This window comes from Acinetobacter sp. B-6, from assembly GCF_056930735.1.
Window position 1 is genome coordinate 43,261 of the sequence record NZ_JBXPBY010000019.1, and the last position, 13,479, is coordinate 56,739.

11 protein-coding genes are annotated in these 13,479 nt (G+C 39.8%); 8 read left to right on the forward strand and 3 right to left on the reverse strand.

Features of this window, described 5'->3' with window-relative positions:
• Nucleotides 1-181: 181 nt before the first annotated feature.
• Nucleotides 182-694 (forward strand): hypothetical protein, encoded by a 513-nt coding sequence (locus AC1Z3T_RS18970; RefSeq protein WP_009587201.1) that lies wholly within the window; start codon nt 182-184, stop codon nt 692-694.
• 350 nt (nt 695-1,044) lie between these two features.
• Here AC1Z3T_RS18970 and AC1Z3T_RS18975 read toward each other — a convergent pair whose 3' ends face one another.
• Both AC1Z3T_RS18975 and pap read right to left on the reverse strand, forming a co-directional pair.
• Complete coding sequence (locus AC1Z3T_RS18975) at nt 1,045-1,389, reverse strand: hypothetical protein (RefSeq protein WP_009587189.1); 345 nt, start codon at nt 1,387-1,389, stop codon at nt 1,045-1,047.
• A 22-nt stretch (nt 1,390-1,411) separates the two neighbouring features.
• Nucleotides 1,412-2,830: a polyphosphate:AMP phosphotransferase gene (gene pap, locus AC1Z3T_RS18980; RefSeq protein ID WP_005034278.1), complete on the reverse strand. Its 1,419-nt coding sequence runs from the start codon at nt 2,828-2,830 to the stop codon at nt 1,412-1,414.
• A gap of 201 nt (nt 2,831-3,031) precedes the next feature.
• Here pap and AC1Z3T_RS18985 point away from each other — a divergent pair, with 201 nt between their 5' ends.
• From AC1Z3T_RS18985 to hisIE, 7 genes are all read left to right on the forward strand, one after another.
• A complete protein-coding gene (locus tag AC1Z3T_RS18985) occupies nt 3,032-3,739 on the forward strand; it encodes a DUF8198 family protein (RefSeq protein WP_004825341.1) in 708 nt (235 codons plus the stop codon).
• Nucleotides 3,740-3,891: 152 nt separating this feature from the next.
• Nucleotides 3,892-4,836 carry a bifunctional demethylmenaquinone methyltransferase/2-methoxy-6-polyprenyl-1,4-benzoquinol methylase UbiE gene (gene ubiE, locus AC1Z3T_RS18990; protein ID WP_058971012.1) on the forward strand — a complete coding sequence of 315 codons (945 nt, stop codon included), beginning with the start codon at nt 3,892-3,894 and terminating at the stop codon, nt 4,834-4,836.
• Nucleotides 4,837-4,867: 31 nt separating this feature from the next.
• Nucleotides 4,868-5,539, forward strand: a complete 672-nt coding sequence (locus tag AC1Z3T_RS18995; protein WP_100884397.1) for a ubiquinone biosynthesis accessory factor UbiJ — start codon at nt 4,868-4,870, stop codon at nt 5,537-5,539.
• A gap of 3 nt (nt 5,540-5,542) precedes the next feature.
• Nucleotides 5,543-7,162: an ABC1 kinase family protein gene (locus tag AC1Z3T_RS19000; RefSeq protein ID WP_100884396.1), complete on the forward strand. Its 1,620-nt coding sequence runs from the start codon at nt 5,543-5,545 to the stop codon at nt 7,160-7,162.
• A 131-nt stretch (nt 7,163-7,293) separates the two neighbouring features.
• Nucleotides 7,294-8,376, forward strand: a complete 1,083-nt coding sequence (locus AC1Z3T_RS19005; RefSeq protein WP_100884395.1) for a patatin-like phospholipase domain-containing protein — start codon at nt 7,294-7,296, stop codon at nt 8,374-8,376.
• A gap of 476 nt (nt 8,377-8,852) precedes the next feature.
• Nucleotides 8,853-10,142, forward strand: coding sequence for an FAD-dependent oxidoreductase (locus tag AC1Z3T_RS19010; RefSeq protein WP_100886245.1), 1,290 nt, complete (start codon nt 8,853-8,855; stop codon nt 10,140-10,142).
• A gap of 393 nt (nt 10,143-10,535) precedes the next feature.
• Nucleotides 10,536-11,321 (forward strand): bifunctional phosphoribosyl-AMP cyclohydrolase/phosphoribosyl-ATP diphosphatase HisIE, encoded by a 786-nt coding sequence (gene hisIE, locus AC1Z3T_RS19015; RefSeq protein WP_005034311.1) that lies wholly within the window; start codon nt 10,536-10,538, stop codon nt 11,319-11,321.
• A 145-nt stretch (nt 11,322-11,466) separates the two neighbouring features.
• Here the strand turns inward: hisIE and AC1Z3T_RS19020 are convergent, their stop codons facing one another.
• Nucleotides 11,467-13,455, reverse strand: coding sequence for a PhoX family protein (locus AC1Z3T_RS19020; protein ID WP_005034316.1), 1,989 nt, complete (start codon nt 13,453-13,455; stop codon nt 11,467-11,469).
• Nucleotides 13,456-13,479: the final 24 nt, after the last annotated feature.

The following is a 13,479-nucleotide window of genomic DNA, read 5'->3' on the forward strand; positions in this document are numbered from 1 at the left end:
TCCTCAACTTTCAATATTCTATTGTCTATGTTCATGCACAAAACATAAACATTCGCCACTATACAACAACAATATACTATGGCATTTTTAAAACATTATTTGGAAATAACTTCACAATTTCAAGCTCAAACATGAGTTTCCAGAAATATGACAAAAAGCTTGAAACATAGGTATTTGATTTATGAAAATTGATAAAATTCCAGACTCGATTGATCCCACCTTGAATCTAGAACAGGTTCGTGAAGAATGCTTAGAACTTGTCAAAAAGCGTTCCTATGTCTCCGCAGGTGCAGCTGTTGTACCAGTGCCATTTTTTGATGTGGTCATTGATGTCGGTATGTTGTCTTTCCTGATTCCTGAAATCAATGCTCGCTTTGGTTTAGCACCAGATCAAATCAGTGTTTATGATCCTGCCACCAAAAAAATCCACTGGAATGAACTGCGCAAACGTGGTTTCGAATTTTCAGGTTTAGTGGTGGCACGTACTGCTGTTAAAGCATCCTTTAACAATATGGCTGCAAAAATCATCACCAAACAAGTGACCAAATTCATTCCGCTTGGTGGTTCAATTATTGCTGCAAGTTTAGGCTATATTGTCATGAAAAAAGTGGCTGAAACGCATGTAGATGAATGTTATAAGCTTGCCAAAGGCATTCAGCAAAAACAACAAGCCAGCGTTGTTAAATATTCATAATCTCTATTTATACACTCATAAAGCGCGACTTAGTCCGCTTTATGAGACAAATCAACATAAAAAATGAACATAGAAAAAGAAAATTCGTCATTCAAGCACAAACCGATTTTTGATCCACGCCTCAACTTTTTTACGTTGAATTATATAGGCAAACCGTCTGATTATTCATACAAGTGATTTGGATGATTCATTTATTTTGTACTTTTTGAATCATTGATGGTCTTGCTATCGTGAAGCGACATGGATGTCGCCATGTTGAGCGGGGGTATATAGGATGTACCCCTCGCTCAACGAAAGATTTTTGTCACTTTTCATCTCTGAAAAGTGAGGCATCGCCTACGCAAAACAATTTAAACTTTAGCACTAAAGCGTGGCAGTGCAAGCTTTAGATCATCAAAATATTGAATGACCTCAGGATTTTTCGAGAAACTCAATACAACCCAGACCGCTCTTAAACTGCCGATATCATGATTGCTTAAATCATAGAGCTCATTGCACAGTTGATATTTAGCCAAACAATTGAGCAAAAAATTATCGACCTCATTCGTAGAAAGCAGGTGCAATTTCTGTGCATTTTTACGATCAGGTAAGTATGAATCATTATCTAGTTTTCGAAGCAACTGCTGAATTAATTTTTCACTCGGCAGAGTTAAATGCTGTTTATGATCAAGCAAAATCTTTTGTAATGTTCTCATACCTACAAACGCCTAAGAATTTTCAATCTGCTTTTAGCTGTTTGAGAATGGCTTTCAACACTTGAATACGCGCTGAATATTTGTCGTTGGTTGCCACTATATGCCAAGGCGCGTATTCAGTATTGGTTCGTTCAAACATATCCGCCGCTGCATTTAAATACTCATCCCAATGTCCACGATTACGCCAATCTTCAGGTGTAATTTTAAAGCGTTTATGCGGTGTTTGTTCACGAGCTTTAAAGCGAGCTTCTTGCTCCTCTTTGCTGATCGCTAACCAGAATTTAACCAACACCGTTTGGTTGTCTACCAAGTCCTTTTCAAAACGATTGATTTCATCATAAGCACGTTGCCACTCAGCAGGTTTGGCAAAACCTTCTATACGTTCAACCAAGACTCGTCCATACCAAGTTCGATCAAAAATACTGATTTTTTCCTCTGGTTGAATCTTGGTCCAGAAACGCCATAAATAAGGTCGACGCAACTCATACTGTTCAGGTGCTGCGATGGTATAAATTTCGTATTCGCGAGGGTCAAGATTTTTGACAATACGTTTGATTGCTCCACCTTTGCCTGCCGCATCCATACCTTCAAATGTCACCACAACATTTCGAGAATCGTTTCGCAACGCTTCTGAAACTTTTTTAGTGAGCTTTTTTAATTCATCCTTATACTGATCTTTATCTAATTCATCCGTCGCTGGTTGTAATAATGCTTCTGGAACAGCCGTTTGTTTCCATTTAGTTCTGACCGTGGTTTTATGCTTGGGTAACTTTTTCAATGCTTGTAAAATATACTGCGCAAATTGCTGATCTCTTGAAATACAATCATCACAGTCAATCACATACCAATCATCAGTAAAACGTTGTCGCAACTTTTGTACGGTGTCGTATTGTTTCTTATTGCGCCAATCCAGCCCCATGAGCTTATGCCAACGTTGTTCAGATGAATCCATTGAATCTAAACGTTTTTGCAAACTTTTCCATGGTAAGTCAAACCACACTTTAATTACATCGACATGGTTATTTTTAAGGTCTTGTTCAAAAGCACGCATGTTTTCGATATAAGCATCGAACATGGTTTCATCTAAGGGCTTAGAAACATGCATGGCGGTTGACAACAAATCACTGTACCAATTCCCAAAAAAAATCTGAATTTGACCTTCAGATGGAATATGCCGTGCATAAGGCTGCCAAAAACTTTGTTTGTTGCTAAATAAGCTCGGTGGATCTGCTTTAACACGTAAATAACGTGGATCAACCCATTCACGTAACTGTTTAACAGCTTCCCCTTTACCTGCCAGCTCAATTCCACTGACTAAAATGACTAAACTTTTGGCATTGTTTTTGTCTTTGGAATTCTTTAACGCATATTGCGCCTCAATCAAATCAACGGATAATTCTTCTTCATCACGCAACGCAAACGGTAATTGTTCTTCAATCATCTGCTTCTCTACTTATCTGAAGGTTTTATCGAGTATACCCATTCGCAAAAAACAGAGTTATATATTTTCTGTACAAAACATTGCATTTTTGCCGATTTAAAAATCCACTGACCATATTTCTCTATTGTTTTTTCACTTTTGTCATAGTGCTATCCCTAAACTAGCTTTATCCTGTAAATAAACGAAATTTAGAGTTTTTGTATGTCAAAACTTGCTGCGCTTGATCAGCTTTTAGAACAATACCAACAATTCAGCTATCACACTGACCCGGTTTTAAAACAACGTCTGCATGAAGCACAGGATTGGTTAAAAGCCCGTATCCAAAACACTCATCATGATTTGTTTAATCAAAAAGAGAATCAATTGATGGCGAAGTATTTCATCAATCGTTTATACGGTGGACCTGAATTTGATGATTTGGCGATACAGATTGAACGTTTGCTGAAATATGCTCATAAGGCTGAAAAAATCATTCCGGAAAATGCCATCAAAACCGGACTAAAATCTGTTGGTTTGGCTGTACTTGCCATGCAGCTGGATGAGCAAGTCGCAGCTCAATTACTCAAAGACTATCCTGCACATCAAATCATTGATGATGAAATGATGCGACTGACTTTGTTAAAACTCGATCAAGCTGAGGCTCGCCAACAACAGTTGAGCTTACTGGATGATTTAGGGAGTGCACTCGATAAGTATATGCGTTCATTTATTATGCATACCGCTTTTAAAATGTGTAAAGGTGCGGCAACAAAATATAAATTTGAATTGATGTATGACTTTATTGGTGAAGGCTTTGTTGCCATGAAGCCCATGAAATCTGCTGCTCAATTTATCCATGAATTTACGCTCAAAGAACGAGAGATTGTTGAAAAAGTCCATCGTGGCGATCCCAATCCTTTCCAAATCTAATCGGATTTGCGCCATCATCAAACCGATCTTTCAGATCGGTTTTTGTATATTATTCATAACAATTGCATCATGAGCACTGCAAAATTTTGCAGAATCTGTCATTATGCAATGCAATATAAAATTTCCTATTTTTGTGTTCAGGAGTGACTCAAATGTCGAATGAAAACCAAAAGCCAACAGCATCAGCTGAAACGGCAACACATACAGACAAAGTGAGTCCATTTCTAAGTGAACCATTACCGCAAGGTGCGCCTCAGGGGCAACAGCAATCATTACAACAGCAGATGACGGATACACCTGTGTCAGGTCAAGTGCCTAAATATAATCTGCCACGTGGTGCAAATACGGGCAATGTCGGGGCAACAACCCACTTCGGTTATTCCACTGTAAACAGTGAAGAAAAGGCACAAAAAGTTGCTGAAGTATTCCATTCTGTGGCAAGCAAATACGACATCATGAATGATCTTATGTCATTTGGTATTCATCGTTTATGGAAACGCTTTGCAATTAACATGTCTGGCGTGCGCCGTGGTCAGCACGTACTAGATATTGCAGGTGGAACGGGTGACTTAGCCAAAGTTTTCAGTCGTGAGGTCGGTCCTACCGGTCATGTGGTCTTGTCAGATATTAATGAGTCAATGTTGAATGTTGGTCGTGATCGTTTGATCGATGCTGGCTGTACCAATGTTGACTTTGTTTTGGCAAATGCTGAAACATTGGAACCTTTTGCTGACAACAGTTTTGACTTGCTTACCATCAGCTTTGGCTTACGTAATGTCACCGATAAAGATGCTGCATTACAAGCTATGTATCGTGTTTTAAAACCAGGTGGTCGCTTACTGATCCTTGAGTTTTCTAAACCTGTGTTTGAACCATTTTCAAAACTATACGACCTCTATTCATTTACCGCATTGCCGATCATGGGTAAAATTGTGGCGAATGATTCTGAAAGCTATAAATATTTAGCAGAATCTATCCGTATGCATCCAGATCAACGTACATTAAAAGGTATGATGGAAAATGCAGGCTTCCAAAACTGTGATTATCACAATTTAACGGGTGGTATCGTTGCGGTACACCGTGGTTTCAAACTGTAATTTTCCAAGATAGCACAAGCAAGGTTGGGTTATGTGGTCAATTCTGGCACTCGGTGCAGTTGAACGGTTCATCAATCATGGGATTAATTTGGATGCGATTACTCGCATTCAATTCAATCAGTTACAAGGCAAACTGTTACGTGTCGTGATGGATGCGCCTCAGCTTTCTGTCGATGTTTTTTTTGATGAACATAAAGTTCGTCTTGAACCGACCGTAACGGGCAAAAGTGAAACGCCTTCTGTTTTTGAACAGCGTCCTTTTGATCAAAGCCGTACTATTTCAGAAGCGACGGCGACATTACACATTAAAAATGTGGTTGAACTGGTCAAGTTATTTATTGCCGATGAGATTGGCAATATTCCTTTACAGGGCGATTATCATCTTTTGCATGATATTCAAAAGATCATCCAACAGGCTGAACCTGATTTAGCATCACAATTAAGCCCATGGATTGGTCCTGCACTTGCCCATGAAATTGCAAAGATTCAATTTGCGCCTCAACATCTAAAGCGCTCTTTACAAAGCCATTTATTTTTTGCTGAAGATTTTTTAAAAGAAGACAGTGGCATTTTTGCTCCACGTTGGCAAATGGATGATCTGCAACACGATACGCGTCTGCTTAATCAAAATATTGATCGCATTGAAGCAAAAATCCAACAACTCCAAGCTTTACTTAATTCCCACCAAGATCAGGTAATTTAATTTATGATTCCGCATATTGCCCGTTTATTCGAACTTTGGCGTATCGCAGCGCACTATAGACTCGACACACTGGTTCCTGCGGAAGAGCTACCTGAAAAAGCCCGTCATGCACTGTCTTTAATTCGCTTACACCCTGCTGCATGGTCAAGTAAAGAACGTAAAAATCCACTTAAGCTCAAAGAAGCTTTAGAGGAAATGGGACCGCTTGCAATTAAATTGGGACAGTTGTTGTCAACTCGACGGGATTTAATTCCACCTGAAATATTGCAGCAATTGGTTTTATTACAAGACCGGGTAAAACCATTTGGCTCGGATGTGGCTAAGACACGTATTGAGCAATCGCTGAAAGCCAATATTTCAAGCATTTTTGCACGTTTTGATGAACAGCCATTAGCTGCGGCTTCAATTGCACAAGTCCATACGGCTGCTTTACATGATGGTCGTGAAGTCGTGGTAAAAGTGACTCGTCCAGATATTCGCAGTCAGATTTTACAAGACTTTGAGATTTTACAATGGCTCGGTGCAAGCTTGGAAAAACGCCTTGAAGCGGCACGGGCAGTACATTTATCTGAAATTATTCAAAATTATCGTCAAGTCATCTTAAACGAGCTCGATCTGACACTCGAAGCAGACAACACTCGCCGTATGCGCCATTACTTCACAGGCTCAAGCATGATGTACGTGCCTGAAGTCTATATGGACAGCAAAGATGTTATGGTGGCTGAACGCATCACTGGTGTTCCGATTTCAGATATAGAAACATTTGAGCGCTTGGGTATGGATCGTAAGGATCTTGCCGAAAAAGGTTTAACCATCTTCTTTACTCAGGTGTTCCGAGATAATTTTTTCCATGCAGATATGCACCCTGGAAATGTCTTTGTTGAGACTTTAAACCCAAGTCATCCTCGCTATATCGCGCTGGATTGTGCAATTATGGGCGAGTTGTCCAAGCAAGACCAAATGACTGTTGCCCGCATGCTATTGGCGGTCATGAACAGCGACTTCATGCAGTTGATTCAAATTGTGCATCAAGCGGGTTGGATTCCACCGGGCACAGATCAAGATGCGCTGGCTCGTGAAATGCGTCGCACTGTTGGACCGATGGTGTCCAAACCGATGCATGAATTAGACTTTGCTGGGATTTTAATTCAAGTCATGGATATTGCTCGACGTTTCCATTTAGAAATCCCACCACAATTAATGTTATTGCTAAAGACATTGGTACATGTAGAAGGCTTAGGAACGGACTTATACCCTGAGCTAGATATTTGGAAGTTGGCAAAGCCTATTCTGACTGAATGGGTCAAAGCACAAATGAATCCGCAGAAAAACTTAAAGGAGTTGGGACAAAAAATTCCTGATTTACTTTTAGGTGCTCAGGATTTTCCAACATTAATGGTTGATAGTTTAAATGGTTTAAAAAACCAATCTGCTTGGCACGCCAAACAACTACATGAATTGCAAATGATGCGCTTAGAAGTCGAGCATCAACAAAAACGAAGTTGGATTTTTGGCAGCCTCATGGCGATTTTGCTATCAATAGCCATCATTGCGCCTTGGTATATTTCGATTATTTTAATTATTTTGAGCAGTATCTTAGCCATTTGGCGGATTGCCAAATAATATGAGTAAGCCTATTCAATGAATAGGCTTTTTTATTTGAATGACTGCAAAGTCATCTACTGACACCTCTCGCCATTGTTGAAAATGCAGCTCAACTTAAAATGAAAAAATTCGTTTGAGTGAGTGTCGCAATGATTCAGATTTTACAGAAACGCCCTTCTGCTTTAACCCTTCGTGCAGGCTCACTCGCCAAACAACTCATCGCAAAAGAAGGATTGCAGTCACAACACGTGGATATGATCCCCGGCGCAGCAGGAGGTCCAAAAGGCATTGGGCTGATGGGGCTTGATCAAGCGATTTTTGGTGATTTTCTACAACGTGCCAAGCAACGCCGCTTTCTCATCGGTTCATCCGTTGGTGCATGGCGTTTTGCAGGAATTTTGGCACAAGGAGAACAACTCGGACCTGAGCGCTTGGCTGAGTTATATATCCATTTACCTTTTCATAAAAAGATGAAGATCGCAGAGATTGAAAAAATATCTCGGGAGATGTTGTACAGTATTTTAGACCACCAAACCCAAAAACTGGTCGAGCATCCTGATTATCACCTCACCATTATTTCAGCAAAGGCAGAACATTTATTTCAAAGTGATCAGAAGCTTGCACTTTATGGTTCTTTATTGGGCATTATCGGCAGTAATGCTGTTTCTAGACAACATCTCAGTAAGTTTATGCAACGCGTAATTTGTCAGCCAGCACAATTTCCACAATTTAAAATTCAAGATGATGCTTTTAAAACACATTATCTAAATTTTGACCAAGACAATGTTGCCGATTGGCTCATGGCTTCAGGTTCAATTCCGGCAGTTACGCCAGCAGTCAAAAATATCACCAATGCACCTCAAGGTGCATATCGTGATGGTGGTTTGATTGACTATCACATCGACTTGCCTTTTGAAAGTAACGGCATTGTTTTATACCCACATTTTACCGACCGAATTATTCCAGGTTGGTTTGATAAAATGTTTAAATCTCGAACTGCAAATCCTCAAAACCAAGCGAGAACATTACTGATCTCGCCCTCTCAAGCCTATTTAGAATCATTAGCTCTAGGGCGTTTACCTGACCGTAAAGACTTTGTGATGAAAGGTTTAGATGATCAAAAACGGATCACACTGTGGAAACAATCCGTCGCAGAAAGCCAGCGACTGGGAGATGAGTTTTTAGAATTGATCGAAAAGCAGAACTGGGCTGAACATATACAGGACTTATAGCCACTGATTTTTATTTAATGCTATTCAAGAGAACTCGCATAGTATAGCCAATTTGTTAAAAACGCATACAGTAAATAAAATCAAGGCGATAGATATATTGTTTGATGATACAAAGCTTGCAATGCCACACTTTTCCTCTAAAGTTTAAATAGATTTGCGTAAGCGATACCTTACTTTTCAGAGATGAAAAAATAACAAAAATCTTGCGTTTAACAGGGATATTGCGCTGCAAAAAAAAGCAGTGCTTTGTTTTTGCTCATATCGCCCTTGACCGACGGCGGCATCCATGCCGTCAACTGTGATAGCGACATTAGGTAAAATTCGCTGATGAAAAAAGCAAAGACTATTTCATTTTTATTCAGTTAATAATATTGATTGATATAAAGTCAAAACAACAAGGATGTTGCACAAAATAAAGTGTGTTGATCACTGATTTTTTTGCTAAATTTAAACCATTCAAAATGCTTATGCCAATAATGAATCAAAATAACACCCCAAAATTTGCCATCGTTGGGGCAGGAACAGCTGGGCTTGCCGCTGCAATTTTACTTGCACAACAACATATTCATGTCACCATTTTTGAAAAAGCGCATGCACTTGAACCTGTTGGTGCGGGTTTATTACTACAACCCTCTGGTTTGGCTGTTTTTGAGCATTTAGGAGTTTTAGAAAATGCCTTGAAACTGGGTGCATTGGTGACAGGTTTAGAAGGTCAACTCGCCAATGGATTTAAGTTGGTCGACAGTCATTACGTACAAGCCCACCCAGATTTTTATGGTCTAGGAATCCATCGAGCGACCTTATGCCATGTATTAGAAAAAAAATGTCATGAATATGCTGAATTGATTACATGGCACATGAATACTGATATTGAAAGACTTGATGAATCCTCACATGAAATCCGAGTCATCGGTACACAACATCAAGAATATTTTGAAGACGTATTTGATCATGTGATTATTGCCAATGGTGCACGAAGTCAGCTGAGACCTCGTCAATGGGTTAAAGTTGATCAAGCTTACCCATGGGGAGCCAAATGGACCATAGTGCCTGAATGTTTAACACTGGATACGCAGATCCTGCATCAATTTTATGACCGCGCTAAAATAATGATGGGAATTCTACCCACAGGTGCTATTCCAAACCAACCACAACAACGACTTTCTAGTATTTTTTGGAGCCTTCCCACCAACCAACTAGAAAGTTTTTTGCCCGATCAGCACGCACGTTCCGAATGGCTCAAAGAAATTTCTCAACGTTGGAAGCCTGCAGCAGATTGGTTAGAGCAGGTCATCGCCAATCCAGAGGAAAAACAACAATGGCTTTCAGCCAATTATCGTGATGTGGTGCTCTCCAAATTTGGTGAAGGGCGTATTGGAATTATAGGTGATGCTGCACATGCAATGAGCCCGCAACTTGGTCAAGGTGCAAATATGGCGTTGTTAGATGCGTGGGCTTTAGGTCAAGCTGTTCGGCATGCAAGAGACAATCAAACTATTGATCATGTAAAGCTTTGGCAAAATTACCATCAGCATCGGAAAAGCTCGACTGATTTTTATCAATTTTTAAGTCGCTTGCTTACCCCTCTTTATCAATCTGATCTATGGTGGGCAGGTACTTTGCGAGATTTTAGCTTTTCTTGGATGTATCGAATACCCTATTTTCGAAAGGAGATGGCAATCACCGTAACAGGATTAAAGTCAGGTATGTTCAGCCAAATGAAGTATCAGGACATTGCACACTCGTCACTGAACCGAAAAAAATGATGCTCATTAAAACCACGCTCGTTAAAACTATGCCCTTTAAAATCGTGCATTATGGTCTGATAACTTTCTTCGACGCCCAATCGTTCTTCTGCTCACCAAAAGCTAAAATTGAGAGTCTTTGTTTTTGCTTCGCTTAATGGCAATCGTTGATTCATCTGCACAAAATAAATGAGCCCCAATAAACCCACACCCTGCTGTTTTAATTTAAATACTTGCTGAATCAATGTCTTCATCTTCGGCTTTAAATGTGCGAGCAAGATTTTTGATCTCAACGAAATCCATGATCAATATTTTCCTAAAATGTTGGAAATAACGTACACTATACAAGCGCTACGCTATCTATCACGTGCGTTTAAAGTAATTATCTTATATTGATTAATCTGGTGAAATCCTATGAACAATCTGCAATGGCTCGATGAAGTAAAATTTAACGAACAAGGACTTATTCCTGCTATTGCACAACATCATCAAACTGGGCGTATTTTGATGGTGGCATGGATGAACCGTGAAGCACTGCAACTGACCGCTGAAAAAATGCGTGGTGTGTACTTCTCACGCTCACGCAATAAATTGTGGTTCAAAGGCGAGGAATCAGGGCATTTCCAAACTGTTTATGAAATTCGTTTAGACTGTGATGCTGACGTCATTGTTTTACAAATCGAACAGCATGGTGGTATTGCCTGCCATACAGGTCGTGAGTCTTGTTTTTATCGCAAATTGACAGCACATGGCTGGGAAATTGTTGACGCACAACTCAAAGATCCACAAGCAATTTATGGTGATAATACTTCAGCGAATGCACATACAATTGCGATGAATGCATCGAATGCTCAAGCTGAACAAGTTGAAGTCTTAGGTTATCTAGGCAAAATGATGGCTGAGCGTAAAGCGACTGATCCTGAATCATCTTATGTTGCCAAGCTTTATCATAAAGGTTTGAATAAAATCTTAGAAAAAATCGGTGAAGAAAGCATTGAAACCATCATTGCGGCAAAAGACTTTAAAGCCGAAGCCAATGAAAATCATAAAAATGATTTAATCTATGAAGTTGCAGACCTATGGTTCCATACCATTGTGATGCTGGGTTATTTTGATTTGGATGTACAATTGGTCTTAAACGAGCTTGCACGTCGTCAAGGGCTTTCAGGTTTAGTTGAAAAAGCCAACCGTGAGCATTAATTGGCAGATGTAATATCGGCATTTTAATTCAGAAAAACGCGCAATTTTAAGCGCGTTTTTGATGTCTGTGTTTCAATCTTGCTGCAATAAAATTGAGTCATAAAAAAGCAACGAGTATTCGCTGCTTTTTTATTCAAATCTTAAATTAAGAAGATTTCTTCTCAACAGAAGGCGCGATTGGATCAGCAGTCAAATAACCCACTGCAGCCGCGTAACGATCTTTATAGTTACTACGAATCAATGGATCTAAAGTTGCTTGAACTTTACTGTGCAAAGAGCCCCAGTCTCCAGCATGCTGGAAGTTGCTCATGATGTAGGTCCAGCCATTAATTGAGTCTACGGCATGCAAACCTGTGGACTCTGCGCCTGCTGGGCATGAAAGAATGCGGTCTAATTTCTTTGTATCCACATTATATGCCCATAAGTAGTTATTCACATGGTTACCACTGTCTTCACCGATGAATAATGTACGTAACGCTTCAGAGAATTTTAAGTTATCCGCACTTGCAATCGTATTTGGATCAGAAGTATTGCCGATATTTAACGGGTCAGCAGAAGCATCAATATCCTTTCCAATTAAAAGCATGTGTGATTGGTAGGGTACCCAGTCACTTTGAATAGCTTTTCCAGATTTATCACTCTTAGAGCCTGCCATATCATGTGCAACAATACCACCAGCAGAAATCTTTTTCGCAAATGCTACATTATGTGACTCTAACCAAGCAGCATTGCCTTTAATCATTGAATCTTGAATATTGGCAAGGGCTGAATAAGCAACTTTGTCTTTAGCATTGACTGTTGTTCCTTCCATTTTGGTAAACGCCATACTACCGCCCATCAACGCTGCGTAGCGATGCGTTTCCAAGAATGCAGCTGCTTTTTCCATACCTGGTTTAACTTTTACCCAAACTGTTTTCTTTTGCAGAATGATCTTGGTATAGCTTGCATCTTGTGGATCTTTATCTAAGCTTTCCATGATTTGACTTGGTTGAATATTTTGAACATTCACCAAATCTTCAATTTCTTGACTGGTCGCATGACCCAAGTTAATCCATTGAATTTGCGCAGTTGAGGTTTCATTCAACTCATTTAAATACTTCGCCACATATAATGTTCCGGCAGATAAATCTTTCTCTTTATCCGCAACAAACATAAACAAACCGCCATTGGTATAATCATCACCCATCAATGCAGTGCGATTATCAGGCATCACTTGAATCAACTCATGTGAGATCCGACCCAAGCAATAGTGTTTTTTCACTGTGCCTGTACCATCTTTATTTACAGTGACTTCAGGTAAGTGACCGTAGTTATAAGGTTTTGCAGAAGTTTCATCACCATAGACATTTTTACTATAAGCTTTCATGGTGGTCATATCTGTACCTAAGCCTTGACCAAATGCATCTGGCTCATACTCTTCACTTGAAAGATGTGTGCCCCACGGTGACAGGCTTGCACCACAAGTAATCCATAAACCATGTGCTTTTGACATATCTACATTGTGATATTTCACAAAAGATAAATGACCCGTTTTAGGATCTTGGTCAAGTGAAATCACCCCAATTGGCGATGGCAACTTGCCATACATGTCATTACCCGCCAAATCACGTGTGGTATATTCAAATTGCACCACAGCAAATACCGGATTGCCTTTTACACCATCAATTTTGGCATCTTTAACAGTGAGCAAAGATGTTCCATCTGGACAATCTGAGAAGAATTGACGTGGTGAACCTGTAGAGTTATCCATGATTGGCTTATTATTAATATCATAATAGCCACCTGCCAAGATTTTGCTACCCTTTCCATCACTGACCAAATCACCTGTTTGGAAGAAGGTTTTATAAGCAAGTTTGTAGTCAGTTTTAGTATTGTCATCCCATGTTACGGCTAGGCTAGAAGCAACTGTTGTTGTCGCCATCGCTGCTGGGTTTGCCAACGTTGGTGCATCCATTGGTGTAAATGTTGCAGTTTTTAATTTAGCTGGGTTGATGGGTTGAACTGTATCTTTGTCATCATCATTACAACCTGCAAGAGTAGCAGAAGTTGCCATTGCCCCAAGTGGAAGAAACGGAATGCTGGCTAACCATGTAAGCACTTCACGACGTGTGTGTTGGTTGGCTGAATTTGTCATAACTTTATCCGAATATGTTATAGA

Bases quoted from the DNA above. Each gene is read 5' to 3' on its own strand.
- AC1Z3T_RS18970 (WP_009587201.1), top strand. From the start codon at position 182: ATGAAAATTGATAAAATTCCAGACTCGATTGATCCCACCTTGAATCTA.
- pap (WP_005034278.1), bottom strand. From the start codon at position 2,830: ATGATTGAAGAACAATTACCGTTTGCGTTGCGTGATGAAGAAGAATTA.
- AC1Z3T_RS19000 (WP_100884396.1), top strand. From the start codon at position 5,543: ATGATTCCGCATATTGCCCGTTTATTCGAACTTTGGCGTATCGCAGCG.
- ubiE (WP_058971012.1), top strand. From the start codon at position 3,892: ATGTCGAATGAAAACCAAAAGCCAACAGCATCAGCTGAAACGGCAACA.
- AC1Z3T_RS19005 (WP_100884395.1), top strand. From the start codon at position 7,294: ATGATTCAGATTTTACAGAAACGCCCTTCTGCTTTAACCCTTCGTGCA.
- AC1Z3T_RS18995 (WP_100884397.1), top strand. From the start codon at position 4,868: ATGTGGTCAATTCTGGCACTCGGTGCAGTTGAACGGTTCATCAATCAT.
- AC1Z3T_RS19010 (WP_100886245.1), top strand. From the start codon at position 8,853: ATGAATCAAAATAACACCCCAAAATTTGCCATCGTTGGGGCAGGAACA.
- hisIE (WP_005034311.1), top strand. From the start codon at position 10,536: ATGAACAATCTGCAATGGCTCGATGAAGTAAAATTTAACGAACAAGGA.
- AC1Z3T_RS19020 (WP_005034316.1), bottom strand. From the start codon at position 13,455: ATGACAAATTCAGCCAACCAACACACACGTCGTGAAGTGCTTACATGG.
- AC1Z3T_RS18975 (WP_009587189.1), bottom strand. From the start codon at position 1,389: ATGAGAACATTACAAAAGATTTTGCTTGATCATAAACAGCATTTAACT.
- AC1Z3T_RS18985 (WP_004825341.1), top strand. From the start codon at position 3,032: ATGTCAAAACTTGCTGCGCTTGATCAGCTTTTAGAACAATACCAACAA.